The sequence below is a fragment of the Kitasatospora sp. NPDC008115 genome, from assembly GCF_042957205.1.
Classification (GTDB): Bacteria; Actinomycetota; Actinomycetes; order Streptomycetales; family Streptomycetaceae; genus Kitasatospora.
Genome location: NZ_JBIBHU010000001.1, coordinates 147,183 through 165,811, shown reverse-complemented (window position 1 = coordinate 165,811; position 18,629 = coordinate 147,183). Strand labels below are relative to the sequence as shown.

At 73.4% G+C, this 18,629-nt stretch carries 14 protein-coding genes; 10 read left to right on the top strand and 4 right to left on the bottom strand.

Annotation, left to right across the window (positions count from 1 at the left end):
* Window positions 1–18 precede the first annotated feature (18 nt).
* Both ACFZBX_RS00685 and ACFZBX_RS00680 read right to left on the bottom strand, forming a co-directional pair.
* Entirely contained in the window at window positions 19–1,785 is a 1,767-nt protein-coding gene (locus ACFZBX_RS00685) for a penicillin-binding transpeptidase domain-containing protein (protein WP_391530514.1), read from the bottom strand.
* A 216-nt stretch (window positions 1,786–2,001) separates the two neighbouring features.
* Entirely contained in the window at window positions 2,002–3,924 is a 1,923-nt protein-coding gene (locus tag ACFZBX_RS00680) for a dolichyl-phosphate-mannose--protein mannosyltransferase (protein WP_391530512.1), read from the bottom strand.
* A 106-nt stretch (window positions 3,925–4,030) separates the two neighbouring features.
* Here ACFZBX_RS00680 and rsmI point away from each other — a divergent pair, with 106 nt between their 5' ends.
* The 4 genes from rsmI to ACFZBX_RS00660 all read left to right on the top strand — a co-directional run bounded on the left by rsmI (window position 4,031) and on the right by ACFZBX_RS00660 (window position 8,324).
* Window positions 4,031–4,912 (top strand): 16S rRNA (cytidine(1402)-2'-O)-methyltransferase, encoded by an 882-nt coding sequence (gene rsmI / locus ACFZBX_RS00675; RefSeq protein WP_391530510.1) that lies wholly within the window; start codon window positions 4,031–4,033, stop codon window positions 4,910–4,912.
* Window positions 4,913–5,190: 278 nt separating this feature from the next.
* Entirely contained in the window at window positions 5,191–5,655 is a 465-nt protein-coding gene (locus ACFZBX_RS00670; RefSeq protein WP_391530509.1) for a hypothetical protein, read from the top strand.
* A gap of 109 nt (window positions 5,656–5,764) precedes the next feature.
* Complete coding sequence (gene metG / locus ACFZBX_RS00665; protein ID WP_391530508.1) at window positions 5,765–7,384, top strand: methionine--tRNA ligase; 1,620 nt, start codon at window positions 5,765–5,767, stop codon at window positions 7,382–7,384.
* A 61-nt stretch (window positions 7,385–7,445) separates the two neighbouring features.
* The gene (locus tag ACFZBX_RS00660) at window positions 7,446–8,324 is read left to right on the top strand and encodes a TatD family hydrolase (protein WP_391530506.1); all 879 of its coding nucleotides are present in this window, start codon (window positions 7,446–7,448) and stop codon (window positions 8,322–8,324) included.
* 29 nt (window positions 8,325–8,353) lie between these two features.
* On the opposite strand, the gene ACFZBX_RS00655 is transcribed toward ACFZBX_RS00660, so the two are convergent.
* A complete protein-coding gene (locus ACFZBX_RS00655; RefSeq protein WP_391530505.1) occupies window positions 8,354–8,620 on the bottom strand; it encodes a hypothetical protein in 267 nt (88 codons plus the stop codon).
* Here ACFZBX_RS00655 and rsmA point away from each other — a divergent pair.
* The 3 genes from rsmA to ACFZBX_RS00640 all read left to right on the top strand — a co-directional run bounded on the left by rsmA (window position 8,610) and on the right by ACFZBX_RS00640 (window position 12,397).
* Window positions 8,610–9,506 (top strand): 16S rRNA (adenine(1518)-N(6)/adenine(1519)-N(6))-dimethyltransferase RsmA, encoded by an 897-nt coding sequence (rsmA, locus tag ACFZBX_RS00650; RefSeq protein ID WP_391530503.1) that lies wholly within the window; start codon window positions 8,610–8,612, stop codon window positions 9,504–9,506. The two genes, ACFZBX_RS00655 and rsmA, sit on opposite strands and share 11 nt — an antisense overlap.
* A 10-nt stretch (window positions 9,507–9,516) precedes the next feature.
* Window positions 9,517–10,452, top strand: a complete 936-nt coding sequence (locus tag ACFZBX_RS00645; RefSeq protein ID WP_391530502.1) for a 4-(cytidine 5'-diphospho)-2-C-methyl-D-erythritol kinase — start codon at window positions 9,517–9,519, stop codon at window positions 10,450–10,452.
* Between the two features lie 100 nt (window positions 10,453–10,552).
* Entirely contained in the window at window positions 10,553–12,397 is a 1,845-nt protein-coding gene (locus tag ACFZBX_RS00640; protein WP_391530501.1) for an ABC-F family ATP-binding cassette domain-containing protein, read from the top strand.
* 23 nt (window positions 12,398–12,420) lie between these two features.
* On the opposite strand, the gene ACFZBX_RS00635 is transcribed toward ACFZBX_RS00640, so the two are convergent.
* Window positions 12,421–14,361: an FUSC family protein gene (locus tag ACFZBX_RS00635; RefSeq protein ID WP_391530499.1), complete on the bottom strand. Its 1,941-nt coding sequence runs from the start codon at window positions 14,359–14,361 to the stop codon at window positions 12,421–12,423.
* Between the two features lie 416 nt (window positions 14,362–14,777).
* On the opposite strand from ACFZBX_RS00635, the gene ACFZBX_RS00630 reads away from it, so the two are divergent.
* The 3 genes from ACFZBX_RS00630 (at window position 14,778) to mycP (ending at window position 18,514) form a co-directional block, all read left to right on the top strand.
* Window positions 14,778–15,317 carry a hypothetical protein gene (locus ACFZBX_RS00630; protein ID WP_391530498.1) on the top strand — a complete coding sequence of 180 codons (540 nt, stop codon included), beginning with the start codon at window positions 14,778–14,780 and terminating at the stop codon, window positions 15,315–15,317.
* Window positions 15,318–15,360: 43 nt separating this feature from the next.
* A complete protein-coding gene (locus ACFZBX_RS00625) occupies window positions 15,361–17,046 on the top strand; it encodes a WXG100 family type VII secretion target (RefSeq protein WP_391530496.1) in 1,686 nt (561 codons plus the stop codon).
* 100 nt (window positions 17,047–17,146) lie between these two features.
* Window positions 17,147–18,514, top strand: coding sequence for a type VII secretion-associated serine protease mycosin (gene mycP, locus ACFZBX_RS00620; protein WP_391530495.1), 1,368 nt, complete (start codon window positions 17,147–17,149; stop codon window positions 18,512–18,514).
* Window positions 18,515–18,629: the final 115 nt, after the last annotated feature.

The following is an 18,629-nucleotide window of genomic DNA, read 5'->3' as shown; positions in this document are numbered from 1 at the left end:
CTGGCGGGCGAACAGCTGTCAGCGGTTGCCGGCGGCCTTGATGATCGAGGCGACGGCGGGGCCGGCGGCGTCCACACCGTGGCCGCCGCCCTCGACCTCGGCGGCGACCGCGAGGTTGCCCCGGTAGGCGGTGAACCAGCTGTTGCTGGTGGCGATGCCGGTGGCCTCGGCGGAGCCGGTCTTGGCGCCCGCGTTGTCGGAGATCCCGGCCATCACGTTCGCGGCGGTGCCGCCGGTGGCGGTGGCGGCCATCATCTGGCGCAGCTTGCCGGCGACGTCGGGGGTCATGTCGCGGGCGGCCTTCTGCTGCGGCAGCTCGGCGACCAGCACCGGCTGCTTGAAGGTGCCGCTCTGCACGGTGGCCGTGATCGAGGCGATGGCCAGCGGGTTCATCTGGACCTTGCCCTGGCCGATCGACTGCATGGCCTGCTCGTCCTTGTTGGCGCCGGCGTCCGGGATCACCGCGTCGAAGCTGGGCAGGCCGGTCTGCCAGTTCAGGCCGATGCCGTAGACGTCCTTGGCGGTGGTGGTCAGCGCGCCCGGCTTGAGGCTGGCCAGGCCCTGGTCGATGAAGGCGGTGTTGCAGGACATCATGAAGTCCTGCTGGAGGGTGTTGTTCGGGAACGGGTCCGGGAACGAGTTCGGGATCTTCTTCGGGTTGCTGCTCAGGACCGGGCACGGCACCGGGGTGTCCGGGTTGATTCCGGCCTCCAGCAGGGCGGTGGAGGTGAGGATCTTCAGCGTGGAACCCGGGGCGAGCTGCCCCTGGAAGGCCCGGTTGAGACCGGTGACCGGCGCGTTGGCGAAGGCCAGGACCTGGCCGGTGCTCGGCTCGATGGCGACGATCGAGCCCTTCTTGCCGCCCAGGTCGGTCATCGCCTTCTCGGCGGCGGCCTGGAGGTTGGCGTCGATGGTCAGCTTGAACGGCTTCGGGGGCTTGGGGTCGACGATGGTGAACAGCCGGTCGGGGGTGCTGTTCTGGTCGGCCGGGTTGGTGATCACCACACCGGTGCCGTTGTCGCTCTGGTCCTTGTTCTGGTCCGCGAGCAGCTTGGCGACCTTGGCCTGCACCGTGGCGATCAGCGGGGTGATCGACGGGCTGTTCAGCGCCTTGTTGTTGCGGTCCACCACGTTGCCCGCCAGCGGGGGCAGCGGCTGTACGGAGATCGTCTCGCCCGTGGCCAGGTGCGGGTGGATCACCGAGGGGGCCCAGTGCACGGCCGGGGTGTTGTCGCTCATCTTCACGACGCCGAGGAAGCCGCTGTAGTCCCAGACCCGGTTGGTGCCCTCGAACTCGGCGCGGGCCTTGAAGCCCATCAGCGTCCCGGTCGGGGCGGCGGGCGCGGTGGCGGACGCGGCATCGGTGGCGGTGGCGCCCGGGGTGGCCGGGGCGGTTGCGGGGGCCGTGCTCTTGGCGGGGGAGGGGGTGCCGGTCGCCGAGGCGAAGGCCGCCGGGGTGGCCGGGCCGGCCGGCGCCAGGGTGAGGGCGCTCGGCTTCACCTGCTCCTGGAACGCGGTCAGCGCGGTGGTCGCGGCCGCCGGGTCGTCGGTCAGCGACGCCGCCTTGGCGATGTCGCCGGCCGCCCAGGCCTCCAGGAAGTCCTTGGCCCCGGCCGCGGCCTGCTCGGCGGTCGGCGGCTCGGCGACCACGGTGCGCTGCTTCTTGGCCGCCGGCGCGTCCTTGTCGTCCGAGCCGCCGACGAGGCTGTACGCCCCGTAGCCGCCGGCGGCGAGCATGGCGACGGCCACGCCGGTGATGATGCCGGTCTTCGCGCCATTGCGCATGGTGAGGTTCCCCCAAGGGTCAGGCGATCGGGCCGCAGCCGGAGGGTGGCCGGATGCGCGTTCGGAGCCCAGCCTAGGCAGCCGGGCTCCGTGCACCGACGAAGGGACCGGGTCTTGTGACGGTTCTGGTACGTGCCGCACACCACTCCGGTACCCTTCGCCGCCCCGTCCCGTCCCGCCCTCAGGCCGACGGCGGCCCGCGTCAGATCCAGGTCGTCAGATCCAGGTGTTGAACCACATCCGCCGGCGCCAGTCCTCCATCGGGATCGTCTCGCCGGTGTACAGGGGGTGGAAGAAGAGGAAGTTCCACATGATCAGCAGGACCACCAGGCCGCCCGCCGCGGCGCCGATGATCCGCCGGTCCCTGGAGGCCCCGGGCGGTCCGATGATCGCGCCCACCAGCATGGTCACGGCGAGCACCAGGAACGGCACGAAGCAGACCGCGTAGAAGAGGAAGATCGTCCGCTCCTGGTAGGCGAACCACGGCAGGTAGCCGGCGGCGAGACCGCAGAGCACCGCGCCGGCCCGCCAGTCACGCCGGGCCGCCCACCGCCACAGGCAGTAGACCAGGGCGATCACGCCGGTCCACCAGAGCAGCGGGGTGCCGATGCCCAGTACCTCGCGGGCGCACTCGTTCACCTCGCAGCCGGCCGTCCCCAGCTTCGGGGACTCGTAGAAGAAGGAGACCGGCCGGCCCAGCACCAGCCAGCTCCACGGGTTCGACTCGTAGGTGTGCGGGTCGCTCAGGTGGGTGTGGAAGTCGTAGACCGTCGAGTGGTAGTGCCAGAGCGAGCGCAGGCCCTCCGGGATCCACGGGTAGTCGGTGGAGCGGCCGACCGCCCAGTCACGGCCGTAGCCGCCCTGGTTGGACACGTTGCTGCTGGCGAACCAGCCCCACCAGGAGGTGATGTAGACGACCACCGAGGTCACCACGATCGAGACGAAGGCGGGCACCGCGTCCCGGGCCAGCGTCCACAGGTAGGGGCGCTCGGCGCCGGCCAGCCGGCGCGAGCCGACGTCCCACAGCACCGTCAGCAGGCCGAAGGCGGCCGCCACGTACAGGCCGCTCCACTTGGTCGCGCAGGTCAGTCCGATGCAGACGCCGGCCGCGATCCGGTACGGGCGCCAGCCCAGGTTCATCCGGCGGGCGAACTCCGGGTCCGGCAGGCCGCCGCGGGCTTCGAGGCGGGCGGCGATCCTGGCCCGGGTGTGGTCGCGGTCCAGCAGCAGGCAGCCGAAGGCGGCGAGGATCCAGAACATCACCACCAGGTCCAGCAGCGCGGAGCGGCTCATCACGAAGTGCAGGCCGTCCACCGCGAGCAGCAGGCCCGCCACGCAGCCGAGAAGGGTGGAGCGGAACAGCCGGCGGGCGATCCGGGCCACCATCAGCACCGAGAGGGTGCCGAGCAGGGCCACCGCGAACCGCCAGCCGAAGGGGTTCATCCCGAACAGCTGGATGCCGGCGCCGATGATCCACTTGCCGACCGGCGGGTGCACCACGTAGGAGGGGTTCGGCCGGTACGGGGCCGGTTCGCCCGCCATGATCTTCTCGTTGGCGCCGTCCGGCCAGCTGATCTCGTAGCCGCCGTGCCAGAGCGCGTAGGCGTCCTTGGCGTAGTACGTCTCGTCGAAGACGACCGCGTTCGGCGTGCCGAGGTCGCTGAACCGCAGCGCGCCGGCGAACAGCGCCACCGCGAGCGGGCCGAGCCAGCCGGCCCAGCGGACCAGCCAGGACCAGAGCGGCTCCGGCAGGGACAGGCCCACGCGGAGCAGCAGGGGGGAGGGCGGCACCCGCTTCGGGGTGACGCCCGGGCCGTCCGGCATCGGCGGGACCAGGCGTTCGGCCAGGGTCGCGGTCGGCGGCGGCGCGTAACCGAAGCGGGCCAGGCCGCGCAGCCAGGCGGGGCGGGGCGGCGGCGGGGGTATGGAGCCGCCGTCGCTCCTTCCGCCTTCGTCACCGCCGCTGCCGCTGCCGCCGCCGGGCTCGCCCGGCGGGTCGTCGGGGCCGGCGGTGCCGTCCGGGTCGCGGGGGCCGGGCAGGGCGGGTGACGGCTGGTCCGTCAGGACCGGCACGCCGACGTCACCCCGCGCGGTGTGGTCTGTACCAGTGGGCGTCTGCGCCGCCGTGTCGCCGTTCATCCGCCACATCGTAGGGGCGCATCGTGAGCCTGCCGAGGCTCCCTCCGAAGCTGCCCGAATCGTCACCAAAAGCGCCCGGCGGCCGGTTGCTGGAAGGATGGGGTCCGTGACAGGAGTACTCGTACTGGCAGGCACCCCCATCGGCGACGTCGCGGACGCCCCGCCCCGGCTGCTCACCGAGCTGGCCACCGCGGACGTGATCGCGGCGGAGGACACCCGGCGGCTGCGCCGGCTCACCCAGGCGCTCGGGGTGACCCCGGCCGGGCGGGTGGTCTCCTACTTCGAGGGCAACGAGGTCGGGCGCACCCCCGAACTCGTCGAGGCGCTGCTCGGCGGCGCCCGCGTGCTGCTGGTGACCGACGCCGGGATGCCGTCCGTCTCCGACCCCGGCTACCGGCTGGTGGCCGCCGCCGTCGAGGCCGACGTCAAGGTGACCGCGGTGCCCGGGCCGTCCGCGGTGCTGACCGCGCTGGCGCTGTCCGGGCTGCCGGTCGACCGCTTCACCTTCGAGGGCTTCCTGCCGCGCAAGAGCGGCGACCGGGCCCGGCAGCTGGCGTCGGTCGCCGCCGAGCCGCGCACCATGGTGTTCTTCGAGGCCCCGCACCGGATCGCCGAGGCGCTCGCCGCGATGGCGGAGGCGTTCGGGCCCGAGCGGCCCGCCGCCGTCTGCCGCGAGCTGACCAAGACCTACGAGGAGGTCCGGCGCGGGCCGATCGGCGAGCTGGCGGCCTGGGCGGCCGAGGGCGTCAAGGGCGAGATCACGGTCGTCGTGGCGGGTGCGCCGCCGGCCGCGCCGCAGGAGCTGACCCCGGCCGAGCTGGCCCGGCTGGTGGCCGTCCGGGAGGAGGCCGGCGAGCGCCGCAAGGAGGCGATCGCGGCGGTCGCGTCCGAACTGTCGATGCCGAAGCGGGAGGTGTTCGACGCGGTCGTGGCGGCCAAGAACGCCGCCGCGGGAGGCACCGGACGGGCGGCCGCCGAACCGTCCTGAGGTGCCCGCGACAAGTCGCTGAGCTGCGGGTACGTACCGTTCGCCGACGATGTGCCGCAGCGCTCCCGAGCGCGTACCGTGGAGAGAAGGCCCCGGGTAAACACCCGTCGAGCTGAAGCTTCGGTCGAGGTTTTCGGAGAGGACCCACCCTTTCGTATAGGGATTCCCAACCCGCTTCCAAGTCTTCACAAGACGGGCATCGCCCGGGGTGTTCCGGGCATTTCCTGGGATGGAAAGACCCAGCCGGGCGAGCGCCCGGCGGGCGCTGGGAGACGGCTATGAGCGAGACGATCGGTAGCCCCCGCGGTGGCAACGCCCTGAGCGACCCCGGCCCGAGCGGCACCGGCCAGGCGGGCCGGACGCACACTCCCGTCGAGACCGTCCGGGAGGCCTACTCCTTCGCGTGCCTGAGCTGCGGGTACGGCTGGGAGCAGGCGTACGACATCGAGCACCGCACGGCCCGGGACGGGCACGTGGTCGTCGAGTACCACGCCAACGGAGTCCGGGTGCCGTCGCCGCTGCTGAAGCCGACCTGCCCGGGCTGCGGCGGCCACACCGTGCGGATCATGCGCGAGGGCCGGGTGGGCGCCGCCGACCAGTCCTGGCAGCACGCCCCCGGGTACGCGGGGCACGCCGAGCCGCCCCGTGCGGCCGGGGTGTCCGGTTCGGCGGCGGCCACGCCGGTGCGGACCGCCCCGGCGGGCGGCCGCTGGGCCCGGTTCTGGGCGCGGATGCGGGGCTGAGCGGCGGCGGCCGGGCCGGAGCGACGTCGGCCCGCCGGTCCGGGTGGCCCCCGGACCGGCGGGCCTCGCGGTCGGGCGGCGCGCACCGGCCCGACTAAGCTTGCGGACCATGGCCGCCACTGCAGAGCACAGCACCACCGGGGGCACCACCCCCGCGTACTACGTCACCACCCCGATCTACTACGTCAACGACCGCCCCCACCTCGGCCACGCGTACACCACCGTGGCGGGCGACGTGCTGACCCGCTGGCACCGTCAGCGCGGCGAGAAGGTCTGGTACCTGACCGGCACCGACGAGCACGGTCAGAAGATCCTGCGCACCGCCGAGGCCAACGGCGTCACCCCGCAGGAGTGGTGCGACAAGCTGGTCGAGGAGGCCTGGAAGCCGCTCTGGCGGCACCTGGAGATCGCCAACGACGACTTCGTCCGCACCACCCAGGAGCGGCACACCGCCCGGGTGCAGGAGTTCGTCCAGGACCTGTACGACAAGGGCGAGATCTACAAGGGCGGCTACTCCGGCCCGTACTGCGTCGGCTGCGAGGAGTACAAGCTCCCCGCCGAACTGCTCGACGGCGCCACCGAGGGCGAGAAGCTCTGCCCGATCCACAAGAAGCCGGTCGAGTGGCTGGAGGAGGAGAACTACTTCTTCCGCCTCTCCGCGTACGGCCCGAAGCTGCTGGAGTTCTACGCCGAGAACCCCGGCTTCATCGCCCCCGAGTCGGCCCGCAACGAGGTGCTGCGCTTCGTCGAACAGGGGCTGCAGGACCTCTCCATCTCCCGCTCCACCTTCAACTGGGGCGTCCCGCTGCCCTGGGACGAGAAGCACGTCCTGTACGTGTGGGTGGACGCGCTGCAGAACTACATCACCGCGGCCGGCTACGGCGCCGACCCCGAGCGGTTCGCCGAGCTGTGGCCGGCGTCGGTGCACCTCGTCGGCAAGGACATCCTGCGCTTCCACGCGGTGATCTGGCCCGCGATGCTGATGGCCGCGGGCCTGCCGCTGCCGAAGCGGGTCGTCGCCAACGGCTGGCTGATGGTCGGCGGCGAGAAGATGTCCAAGTCCAACCTGACCGGCATCGCCCCCACCGACCTCACCTCGCACTTCGGCGTGGACGCCTACCGCTACTACTTCCTGCGGGCGATCCCGTTCGGCACCGACGGCTCGTTCTCCTGGGAGGACTTCACCGCCCGGTACACCTCCGAGCTGGCCAACGACTTCGGCAACCTCGCCTCCCGGGTGGCGGCCATGGTCGGCAAGTACTTCGACGGCGCGCTGCCGGCCGCGGCGGCGCCGGGCGTGGCCGAGCGGGCCGTCGCGGAGGGCCTCGCGGCGGCGGTGGCGACCGCCGACCGGAAGATCGGCGAGGAGCTGGACTTCGCGGGCGGGCTCGCGGCGGTCTTCGACTTCGTCAAGCAGGTCAACGGCTACCTCACCGAGCAGGAGCCGTGGAAGGTCGCCAAGGACGACTCGGCCGAGGGCCGGGACCGGCTGGCCACCATCCTCTACACCGCGGCCGAGTCGCTGCGGGCCACCGCGGTGCTGCTCAACCCGGTGATGCCGGCCACCGCCGAGAAGCTCTGGGCGTCGCTGGGCGCCGCCGAGGGCCTGGGCGCGCTCGCCGGGCAGACCGTCGCCGAGGCGGCGCAGTGGGGCCGGCTGCCCGCCGGGGCCACCGTCACCAAGGGCGAGATCCTGTTCCCCCGTCTTGAGGAGAAGCCGGCCTCCTGAGGCCGGAGCGGGACGACCGCACGCCGCAGAAGGACGACCGTACGCCGGAGAAGGACGACTGATGCCGAAGAAGGACGACGACCGGTCCACCCCGCCGCCGCTGCCCGCCCCGCTGGCGGTGGCGGTCGCCGACTCGCACACCCATCTGGACATGCAGTCCGGCACCCCCGAGGAGGGCCTGGCCAAGGCCGCCTCGGTCGGGGTGGCCACCGTCGTCCAGGTCGGCTGCGACGTGCCCGGCTCGCGCTGGGCCGCCGACCTGGCGGCCCGGTTCGAGCAGGTGCACGCCGCCGTCGCCCTGCACCCCAACGAGGCGCCGAGGATCTTCCTCGGCGACCCCGACGGCTGGTCCGGGCAGCGGCGCGAGCCCGGCGGGCAGGCCGCGCTGGACGCGGCGCTGGCCGAGATCGACGCGCTCGCGGCGCTGCCGCAGGTCGTCGCGGTCGGCGAGACCGGCCTCGACTACTTCCGCACCGGGCCGGAGGGCGTGGAGATCCAGAAGGAGTCGTTCCGCCGCCACATCGCGATGGCCAAGCGGCACGGCAAGGCGCTGGTGATCCACGACCGGGACGCCCACGAGGACGTCATCGCCGTCCTGCTGGAGGAGGGCGCCCCGGAGCGGACCGTCTTCCACTGCTACTCCGGCGACGCCGAGATGGCCAAGGTCTGCGCCGAGCACGGCTGGTACCTCTCCTTCGCCGGCCCGGTCACCTTCAAGGCCAACCAGCCGCTGCGGGACGCCCTGGCCGTCACCCCCCTCGACCGGGTCCTGGTCGAGACCGACGCCCCCTTCCTCACCCCCCATCCCTACCGCGGCCGTCCCAACGCCCCGTACCTCATTCCGGTCACCGTCCGCTCGATGGCCACCACCCTGGGCCTGTCGGAGGACGAGCTGGCCACCGCGATCGCCGAGAACACGGCCCGGGCCTTCGGCTACTGAGCCGATTCGAAGAAAAATCGATTTTCCACTCACGCCGACCACCGTGGTCGGACCGACCACGGTGGCAGTACGCCGAGGCCGGCATCCCCTACTACTGGCGGGTCGAGCGCGGTATCGACGATCTGCCGACCGTCCACGAGTTCCACCGGGACGAGGAGAAGGGCGTCCACCTGCCGGTCGCGCAGCACGAGGGCGTGCTGCGGGCCACCGTCCCCTGCCCCGTCGAGATCGACCTCGCGGCGGTCGTCGAGCTGTGAAGGGGCCGCGCGCCCGTATCCTTGGCGGGTGAGCAGCACCGATCCCACCCCTGACATCCGCCCCCAGCCTTCGGACGGGGGGACCCCCTTGCTCGGCGGCGCGGACATCCGGGCGCTGGCGGACGCGTTCGGCGTGAAGCCGACCAAGCAGCGCGGGCAGAACTTCGTCATCGACGGCAACACCGTGCGGCGGATCGTCCGGGCCGCGGAGGTGACCGGGGAGGACGCGGTGGTCGAGGTCGGGCCCGGGCTCGGGTCACTGACGCTCGCGCTGCTGGAGACCGCCCGGCACGTCACCGCCGTGGAGATCGACCCGGTGCTGGCGCGGCACCTGCCGGACACCGTCGCCGCCCGGATGCCCGGCAAGGCCGACGCGTTCGACCTGGTGTTCAGCGACGCCATGCTGGTCACCGAGCTGCCCGGCCCCGCGCCGACCGCGCTGGTCGCCAACCTGCCGTACAACGTGGCCGTGCCGGTGCTGCTGCACATGCTCGCCACCTTCCCCAGCATCGAGCGCACCCTGGTCATGGTGCAGAGCGAGGTCGCCGACCGGCTCGCCGCCAAGCCCGGCAACAAGGTGTACGGCGTCCCCTCGGTCAAGGCCAACTGGTACGCCGACGTGAAGCGGGCCGGGGCCATCGGCCGCAACGTCTTCTGGCCCGCCCCCAACGTCGACTCCGGCCTGGTCTCGCTGATCCGCCGCGAGCCGCCGCGGACCACCGCGAGCCGCGCGGAGGTGTTCGCGGTCGTCGACGCCGCGTTCGCCCAGCGCCGCAAGACCCTGCGGGCCGCGCTGGCCGGCTGGGCCGGCTCCGCCGCCGGCGCCGAGCAGGCGCTCGCCGCCGCCGGGATCGACCACAGGCTGCGCGGTGAGATGCTCACCGTCGAGCAGTTCGCCGCCATCGCCGAGCACAAGCCGGAGTAGGGGTCTTCCAGTGAGCGTCACGGTCCGCGTACCCGCCAAGGTCAACGTCCAGCTCGGGGTCGGCGGGCTGCGCGCCGACGGCTTCCACGACCTCGCCAACGTCTTCTTCGCGGTCGCCCTCGGCGACGAGGTGACGGCGACGGCGGGCGAGCCCGGCACGGGCGTCACCCTCGGCTGCACCGGGCCGGACGCCGACGCCGTCCCGCTGGACGACAGCAACCTCGCCGCCCGCGCCGCCCGGCTGCTGGCCGCCCGGCACGGCCTGGCCGCGCCCGACGTCCGGCTGGACATCGCCAAGGCCATCCCGGTGGCCGGCGGGATGGCCGGCGGCAGCGCCGACGGCGCGGCGGCGCTGGTCGCCTGCGACGCCCTGTGGGGGCTGAACACCCCCACCGAGGTGCTGCTGGAACTGGCCGCCGAACTCGGCTCCGACGTGCCGTTCGCCCTGGTCGGCGGCGTCGCCCTGGGCCGCGGCCGGGGCGAGATCCTGGAGCCGCTGCCCGTCACCGGCGGCTACCACTGGGTCTTCGCGGTCGCCGACGGCGGCCTGTCCACCCCCGCCGTGTTCCGCGAGTGCGACCGGCTGCGCGAGGAGGCCGGCACCGGCTCCAGCGACACCGAGGTGCCCACCCCCGACGCCGACCCCGCCCTGCTCGCCGCCCTCGCCGACGGCGACGCCGTCGCGCTGGCCGCCGCGCTCGCCAACGACCTCCAGCCGGCCGCCCTGTCGCTGCGCCCGGCCCTCGCCGACACCCTCCGGGCCGGCACCGAGGCCGGCGCGCTCGGGGCGCTGGTCTCCGGCTCCGGGCCGACCTGCGCCTTCCTGGCCAAGGACGCCGACGCCGCCGAGGCCGTCGCCGCCGCACTGCGCGCCTCCGGCAGCTGCCGGGCCGCGCACGCCACCCACGGTCCGGTGCCCGGCGCCGCCGTGGTCGTGGAGGCGTGACGGCCGATCGACCGGGCGGGTACCGGGGGCGGGCCCACTAGGCTGGGAGGCTCCGGACTCCGCCCGAGCCCGGACCGTCGAACCCAGGAGCGCAGCACACGTGGCCGTCAACCTCGCCACCATCGAGTCCGTCACGAAGGTCTACGGCACCCGGGCCCTTCTGGACGGGGTCAGCCTCGGCGTCAGCGAGGGCGACCGGATCGGCGTCGTCGGGCGCAACGGCGACGGCAAGACCACCCTGATCCGGATGCTCGCCAAGCTGGAGGAGCCCGACGGGGGCCGGATCACCTGGTCCGGCGGCCTTCAGATGGCCGTCCTCACCCAGCACGACTCGCTGGACCCGACCGCCACCATCCGGCACGAGGTCATCGCCGACCGCGCCGACCACGAGTGGCTCGGCGACGCCCGCATCCGCGACATCATCGAGGGCCTCTTCGGCGGCCTCGACCTGCCCGGGTTCCCCGACGGCCTGGACACCGTCATCGGCCCGCTCTCCGGCGGCGAGCGCCGCCGGATCGCCCTCGCCAAGCTGCTGCTGGGCTCGCCGGACCTGATCGTCCTCGACGAGCCCACCAACCACCTCGACGTCGAGGGCATCGCCTGGCTCGCCAAGCACCTCCAGGCCCGCCGCTCCGGGCTGGTCTGCGTCACCCACGACCGCTGGTTCCTCGACCAGGTCTGCACCCGGATGTGGGACGTCCAGCACGGTGCCGTCCACGAGTACGAGGGCGGCTACTCCGACTACGTCTTCGCGCGCGCCGAGCGGTCCCGGATCGAGGCCGTCGAGGAGCAGAAGCGCCAGAACCTCGCCCGCAAGGAGCTCGCCTGGCTGCGCCGCGGCGCCCCGGCCCGCACCTCCAAGCCCCGCTACCGCATCGAGGCCGCCAACGCGCTGATCGCCGACGTCCCCGACCCGCGCGACAAGAGCGAGCTGATGAAGTTCGCCAACGCGCGCCTCGGGCGGACCGTCTTCGACCTGGAGGGCGTGACGGTCAAGGCCGGCCCCAAGCTGCTGCTGGAGAACCTCAGCTGGCAGCTCGGCCCCGGCGACCGGATCGGCCTGCTCGGCGTCAACGGCGCCGGCAAGACCTCGCTGCTGCGCGCGATGCGCGACGCCTACGCCTCCGAGGGAGACGTCCAGCCCGCGTCCGGCGTCGTCAAGGTCGGCAAGACGGTGCGCCTCGCGTACCTCTCCCAGGAGGTCGCCGAGCTGGACCCGGCCACCCGGGTGCTCCAGGCCGTCGAGCAGGTCCGCTCCCGGGTCGACCTCGGCAAGGGCCGGGAGATGAGCGCCGGGCAGCTCTGCGAGCAGTTCGGCTTCGGCAAGGACAAGCAGTGGACGCCGGTGGGCGACCTGTCCGGCGGCGAGCGGCGCCGGCTCCAGCTGCTGCGGCTGCTGATGGACGAGCCCAATGTGCTGTTCCTCGACGAGCCCACCAACGACCTCGACATCGAGACGCTCAACCAGCTGGAGGACCTGCTCGACGGCTGGCCCGGCTCGATGGTCGTCATCAGCCACGACCGCTTCTTCATCGAGCGGACCACCGACGTGACGTACGCGCTGCTCGGCGACCGGCGGATGCGGATGCTGCCCAACGGCGTCGACGAGTACCTGGAGCGGCGCGCCGCGATGGCCGCCGCCGCGGCCGCCGCCGCCTCCGCCGGTGCGGCCGCCGCCTCGGGCGCGGCGGCCCCGGCGGCCGGCGGGGAGGCCGGGGCGCCCGCGCTGTCCGGCGGGGACCTGCGGGCGGCCAAGAAGGAGATGCAGAAGCTGGAGCGGCAGATCGCCAAGCTGGACGAGAAGGAGTCCAAGCTGCACGCCCAGCTCGCCGAGCACGCCGCCGACTTCTCCAAGGTCGCCGAGCTGGACGGTCAGCTGCGGGCGGTCCGGGAGGAGAAGGAGGAGCTGGAGATGAGCTGGCTGGAGCTGGCCGAGCAGGTCTGAGCCCCTGGTCCTGGTCAGGAGCCTCAGGGTTTCCCGCAGGAGCCGCCGCCGGCGAGGAGCGCGTCCAGCTCGTCCGCCGCACGGCCCAGCGCGCTGCGCGTCGGGTCGTGCGGGCGGGTCGGACGCGCCGCCGCCCGGGTGGGCGGACGGTGCGCGCGGGCCGCGGCCGTCAGCTCGTCCAGCGCCCGGCCGAGCCGCTCCACCTCCACCGGGTCCGGCACCCGTCCGCCGTAACGGCGCTGCGCCGCGAACGCCGCCACCGCGCCGCTCAGCCGCTCCAGGGCGGCGGTCGCCGGCAGCCAATCGGCGGCCGTCCGTCCGGTCGGGGGCGGCTCGGCGAGCCCCTGCTCCACCTCCGCGCGGGCGTCGGCCAGCGCGCGGTAGGCGGTGCGGCGCAGCCAGACCTCGGCCTCGGGGCGCGGGTCGTCCGGCTCGGTGACCGAGCGGAGGTAGGCCTTGAGCGCCGTCGTCGCGGTCAGCAGGCGCGGCCCGATCCGGTGCCGCGGCCGTTCCGGCCACAGCAGGTGGCCGAACAGCAGCACGATCGCGCTGGCCAGGGCGGTGTCCAGCACCCGCGGCCAGAACTCGGCCGCCCCGTCCTGTCCGCCCAGTTGCAGCAGGACCAGCGCCATCGGCGTCATGACCACGGTGTTCAGCCCGTAGTGCGCCGCCGTCGCGTACGGCAGCAGCGCCACGCAGAGCGCGGCGATCGCCACCAGCGCCCACGGGCCGACGGCCAGGGCCAGCACCGCCGCCGTCACCGCCACCCCCAGCACCGTCCCGACCGAACGGCTCACCGCGCGCAGGAACACCGAACCGAGGTCCGGCTTGAGCACGAAGGCGATCGTCATCGGCACCCAGTAGTCCTTGCTCAGCGGCAGGGCGGCGGTCACCGCCGCGCCGACCGCGATGCACAGCGCGAGCCGCGCCCCGTACCGGGCCGCGCCGGGCGACACCAGCCGCACCCGCAGCCGCCACGGGTCCGGCGGCGGGACCGGCGCCGTCCCGAGCGCCGCCTCCCGGCCCGCCACCGTCCCGGCGGCCGCGCGCAGCGCCGCGTCCAGGGCCCGCCGTGACGGTGTGTCCGGCGCCCAGTCGGGCACCGCGACCTCGCCGCCGCCGCGCTCCACCGCCCGGGCCAGCAGGCCGGGGACGGCGGCGACCTCGGGCGGCACCGGCCGCCGGGCCCAGAGCAGGCCGGTGGCGGCCTCGGTCGCGGCCAGCGCGGCCCGGTACATCTCGTGGGCGCGGTGGGCGCGGTGGGAGCGGAGACGGCGTGGGGGCGGGAGCACGTCCTGGAGGCGGGTCAGGCGGTCGGTCAGCACCTGGCGGGAGGACGCGCCGCGCGGCGTCCCGAGATCGGCGAGCATCGCGCCGAGCGCGTCGTAGGCGGCGGCGAGCGCCCGGACGACCGGGCCGGCACCGGGCGCCCGGCGGCCGCGCGGCGGTGGGCCGAGAAGCGGTAGGCCGAGGAGCAGCACCAGTGCGGCGCCCGCCGCCAGCAGCGGCGCCGCCGCCCACCACGGGTCCGGCAGCGGCATGCCGCTGCCGAGCGCGGCGGACACGAGCAGCAGCAGTCCCGCCGCCGATCCGCGCGGCCCCGTCGCGCTCAACGCGCCGGAGACGAACGCCGTCACGGTGAGCGCCGCACCCAGCGCGAGCGGGCCGGCCTGCGCCTGCTGGAGCGCGGTGCCCACCAGCATCCCCGCCGCCGACGCGGACGCGGCGGTGGCGATCCGCCGGGCCCGCAGCCGCACGGGCTCGTCCCGGTCGTTCATGGTGGCGTGCATCGCCCCGAGCCCCGCGAACACCCCCAGGTCCACCCGGTGCACCAGCACCCCGGCGGCCAGCGCCACCGCCATGCCGAGCGCCGCCCGCACCATCGCCGCGACCGGCGGCACCGGCCTGGCCGGACGCACGGCCCGCGCCCACCAGGGGACGTCTGCGGTGGAGTTGCGGCTCACGGGGGACCATCCGATCCGCGCCGGGGCCGCCGGCCCGCCGGCGCGGTACCGGACCGTGCGGGCGAGGGGCGGCCAGGGTCGCTGCTGTGCGACGCTGCGCGGCAGATGAGGTCGTGTCCGGCACGACCGGACCCGGCCAGTCTAACGGCCACCACCGGGCCCCACGTGTCAAGTTCGTACCGATCGCGTACAGGCGGGCCATGGGCCCTGCCGGTTCGACGGCGGCGATGGCTACGATGAACGAGGCGCCGCCCGTCCCAAAGGGCGGACGGTTTCGCCGGGCGGGACGGTGCGGGGCCCACACCCCGGATCCGTCCGGCCTGGGCGAGCAGGCTGTGTAGGACCGAGTAGTTGACGGTGTGTCGCGGTGCGGCGACCTGCGGGTCGTGCCGCGTACGGGGGAGAGGTGGATTGCTGTGCCAGGCGAGGCTGGACCGGGTGGCGCGGGTTGGGCGGAAGGCCCCAACGGCGAGGTGAAGCCGTGGACGCTCGACAACAGTTGGATCGGCCGTGTGGTCGGCCAGGCCCAGGTCGATGTCAGCGCCACCGCGCTGGTGGCGGCGTTCGGCTCCAATGACGTCAAGATCGAGCTCGACACGCTGACCACGTTCAAGAAGAAGGTCGACGCGCTCCTGGCCTCGCTGGAGGGCTCGGAGGCGGCTCAGCACAAGATCAAGGAGCAGAAGCTGACCGCGGGCAACCTCGGCACCGGCTTCCACGAGTCCACGGACCTGATGGCGGCGTACGACCGGACCCATGCGGCGATAGCGCAGCTCTCGAAGGCGTTCGCGGAGCAGATCGACAAGATGAGCCAGGCGGTCGCGCAGACGGCGGGCAGCTACGGCAGCAACGAGGAGCACCAGACGACGGCGGTCAACGCGGTCGCGAAGAACGCGGACATCTACACCCCGGCCGCCGGGCCCAACGGGCCGGGGGCGAAGAGCGGTGACTACTGATGACGCGCGGATACGCGGGATCGACCGGAACGGGGGGTAACTGATGGCAGGTGGGACCAACTTCGAGGGCATCAACCATCCGCAGCTCAAGTCGATGATCGCCACTAGCGACCCGTCGAAGGTGACCAGCCGCGGAAACCAACTCAAGGACGCCGGACGCGTACTGGACGACCTCAGCCGGGCACTGGCCGCCCACGTCGGGCAGATCCAATGGGAGGGGCCGGCTGCCGAGAACTTCAAGACGTGGGCCGGCAACCTGAACAAGTCGGCCGCCATGATCAGCGAGTACTCCAAGGGTGCCGGCGACGCGATGGTCCAGGCCGGCGAGGCCCTGAGCGGCGCCAAGACGGGTGTGCCGGAGGTGCCCGCCAAGGACGTCGACATGGTGAAGCGGCACGCCACGCAGCCGTGCCTGCGGCCCTCGCCGTTGAGCATCGCCGGTTTCGGCAACCCGACGGCGATGACCGACGCGATCATGAAGAAGGAGGACCCGACCTGGGTCTCCTCCGCAGAGGCCGCGGCGGCGCAGAAGCGGGTGGACACCGCGCACCAGGAAGCCATCCACCAGATGGAGAAGCTGGGGCAGGCGTACGAGGCGGCGACGGCCAAGCTGAACGGGCTCAAGCTGCCCGAGTTGCCCGGCACTCCCGGTGATGGGCCGAAGGCGGTCGACGGTGGAACCGAGGTTCCGGTGGGGCCCGCTGGCGGTCGTTACGGTTCGGGAGGGACCGGGACCGGCAGGGGCGTCGGTGGTGGCTACAGCGGCGGGGGATATGTCTCGACCGGTGGCGGCTATGGCGGTGGTGGCGGTTCCGTGACGCCGCGTCCGCCGGTGTCGGTGCCGGACGGGCCGAGGGCTCCGGGGCACAGCACGCCGACCCCGCCGCGCGGTTCGGTGCCGCTGCCGAGCGACCCGAACACGCCCGGGGCGGTGATTCCGCCGGCCACTTTCCCCGGGGACCGTCCCAGCACTGGGCTGGACAGCCTGCCGACGGTGCCGACGCTGCCCGGGCAGACCGGTCCCGTCGGGCCGGCTGGTGGCGGCCCGGTGTCGCCGTACCCCCAGGGCGGCGGTCCCGGGCACCCGGGCATGCCGGGTGGTGGGCCGGGGCCGTTCCCCGGCGGCGGGCCGATCCCGATGGGCGGCACCGGTCCGTTCACCAGTGGGACCACGCCGCTGAAGGGCGGCGGCGGTGGCCCCGTTCCGGTGAACCGGACCGGCCCCTTCGGCGGTGGGAACCCGCCGGCGAAGAACGGTGCTCCGGTGCCGACCAACGGCGGGACCGTCTTCGGGGCGCGCGAGGCGGCCCAGGGGCGGGCGGCCGGTGGGCCTGGCGGGGGTGGCGGCTTCGGCGGACCGGCCGGCGGGATGCACCCGGGTGGCGGAGGCCACGGCGGCGGTGCGGTCGGCGGTTCGCGCGGCCGGGGCTACAGCTCGACCGGTGGCGGTGTGGTCGGTGGCGTGGTCGGCGGCGGGAAGAGCCCGACGGCCGGCGGGGAGTTCACCCCGGGGGGCAGCGGCCTGCGCAACCGGGCGTCCGCGGCCGGGGCGGCGGCAGCCGAAGGCGCGGCGCGGCCGGGCCAGAACGGCATGATGGGCCCGGGCATGATGGGCGGCGCGGGGGAGCGGCGCGAGCGTGACCGTCGCCAGCGGGCCGACTACCTGCACGAGGACGAGGAGACCTGGACCAGCGGTACTCCGAAGAGCAATCCGAGCGTGATTGAGTAGTGCGGAACGACTGCCCGGCCACTGGGCCCACACCCGGTGGCCGGGCAGTCCTGCACGGGGCGAGGCCCCTGCCCGACGGGGAAGTGACGAGGGAGCAGGAATGCGGCGGACGAACGTACGTGTGCGTTGGCGTGTGTTCGCCACAGGGTTGTTGACGGCAGGCATCGTGGCCGGTCCGGCCGTGGGGCCGGCAGCCGCGGTGGATTCGATTCGTGAGCAGCAGTGGCACCTGGACACCATGAAGGCGCCCGAGATCTGGCAGACGAGCAAGGGCCAGGGGGTCACCGTGGCGGTGATCGATGGTGGCTTCCGGCTCGACCACCCGGATCTGGCTGGTCAGCTGCTGCTCGGTAGGGACCTGAGTGGCCTCTCCGGTGGCATCGGTGTCGACAAGAGCGGTCACGGCACTGGAATCGCCGGTCTCATCGCGGGGTCCGGCAAGGGCTTGGGAGGGAAGGGCGCCTATGGTCTGGCGCCCGACGCCAAGATCCTTCCGATCAAGATCAACATCAATGACGACCCGGCACAGCCGATAGACGCGTCCGGATACCTCAAGCAGGTGAGCCAGGGGATCACCTTTGCGGCAGACCAAGGGGCGAGGGTCATCAACGTCTCGTCGGTCGCCGGTTCCTCGGGGGTCTCTGCGGGAGACATCGCCGAACTCGAGAAGTCCGTCAAGTATGCGAGTGGGAAGGGCGCGCTGGTCGTAGCGGGTGCCGGGAACAGCGGACAGCAGGGAAATCCCGCCCTGTACCCCGCCGCGCTCTCGAGCATCGTCGCGGTGGCGGCGGCCGACCGCGCGGGTACGGCGACCGAGGAATCGGAGCACGGTCCGCAGATCGACATCGCCGCCCCCGGAGTGGACATCTACACGTCGTGTGTCGCGGACTCCGGCTATTGCAAGAAGCACGGTACTTCCGACGCAACTGCCCTGGTCTCCGCCTCGGCGGCACTTCTCTGGTCGGTTCATCCCGATTGGACTCCGAACCAGATCGCCAGGGTACTGATCAACACGGCCGGGAAGCCCAAGGATGGTTCCAGCCGGAGCGACTTCATCGGCTACGGAATCGTCCGCCCGCGGATCGCGCTGACCACTCCCGGTGATCCGGGGCCGGCCGATGTCAGCCCACTGGCGGATCCGGCGGGCAGCGTGACGTCGTCGGCACCCGCTGAATCACCGAGTCCGGTGCCGTCGTCCGTGGCTCCTGGCGTACCGTCCGCTTCGGCCTCCGTTCCTGCTGCACCGGTGCCGCAGCAGCAGCCGGTGGTTGAGAAGGATTCCGGCGCGGGGAGCGTCGTGCCCGTTGTAGTGGGCGTGGCCGTGGGGCTGGTCCTGGTTGCGGCGGTGATCGTCGTGGTCGCGCGGCGGCGGGCCGCGCGGTCGCAGCAAGCGGCGGCGGGCGTTGTGCCGCCCCCGCCGTCGTACGGGCCGCCGACTCCGCCGAGCGACAACCCGTACGCCAGGTAGTGCTGCGCGCAGGGATGTGATGAGGAGTGGGCGGCGCTGGGGGGCGTGGGGGGTGGGGTTGGGCGCGGGTGTCACTCGGGTGGGTGCTGTTGGGGGTGGGGTGGGGTCGTCAGGG

Bases quoted from the DNA above. Each gene is read 5' to 3' on its own strand.
- mycP (WP_391530495.1), top strand. From the start codon at position 17,147: ATGCGGCGGACGAACGTACGTGTGCGTTGGCGTGTGTTCGCCACAGGG.
- ACFZBX_RS00670 (WP_391530509.1), top strand. From the start codon at position 5,191: ATGAGCGAGACGATCGGTAGCCCCCGCGGTGGCAACGCCCTGAGCGAC.
- metG (WP_391530508.1), top strand. From the start codon at position 5,765: ATGGCCGCCACTGCAGAGCACAGCACCACCGGGGGCACCACCCCCGCG.
- ACFZBX_RS00660 (WP_391530506.1), top strand. From the start codon at position 7,446: ATGCCGAAGAAGGACGACGACCGGTCCACCCCGCCGCCGCTGCCCGCC.
- ACFZBX_RS00625 (WP_391530496.1), top strand. From the start codon at position 15,361: ATGGCAGGTGGGACCAACTTCGAGGGCATCAACCATCCGCAGCTCAAG.
- ACFZBX_RS00685 (WP_391530514.1), bottom strand. From the start codon at position 1,785: ATGCGCAATGGCGCGAAGACCGGCATCATCACCGGCGTGGCCGTCGCC.
- ACFZBX_RS00680 (WP_391530512.1), bottom strand. From the start codon at position 3,924: ATGAACGGCGACACGGCGGCGCAGACGCCCACTGGTACAGACCACACC.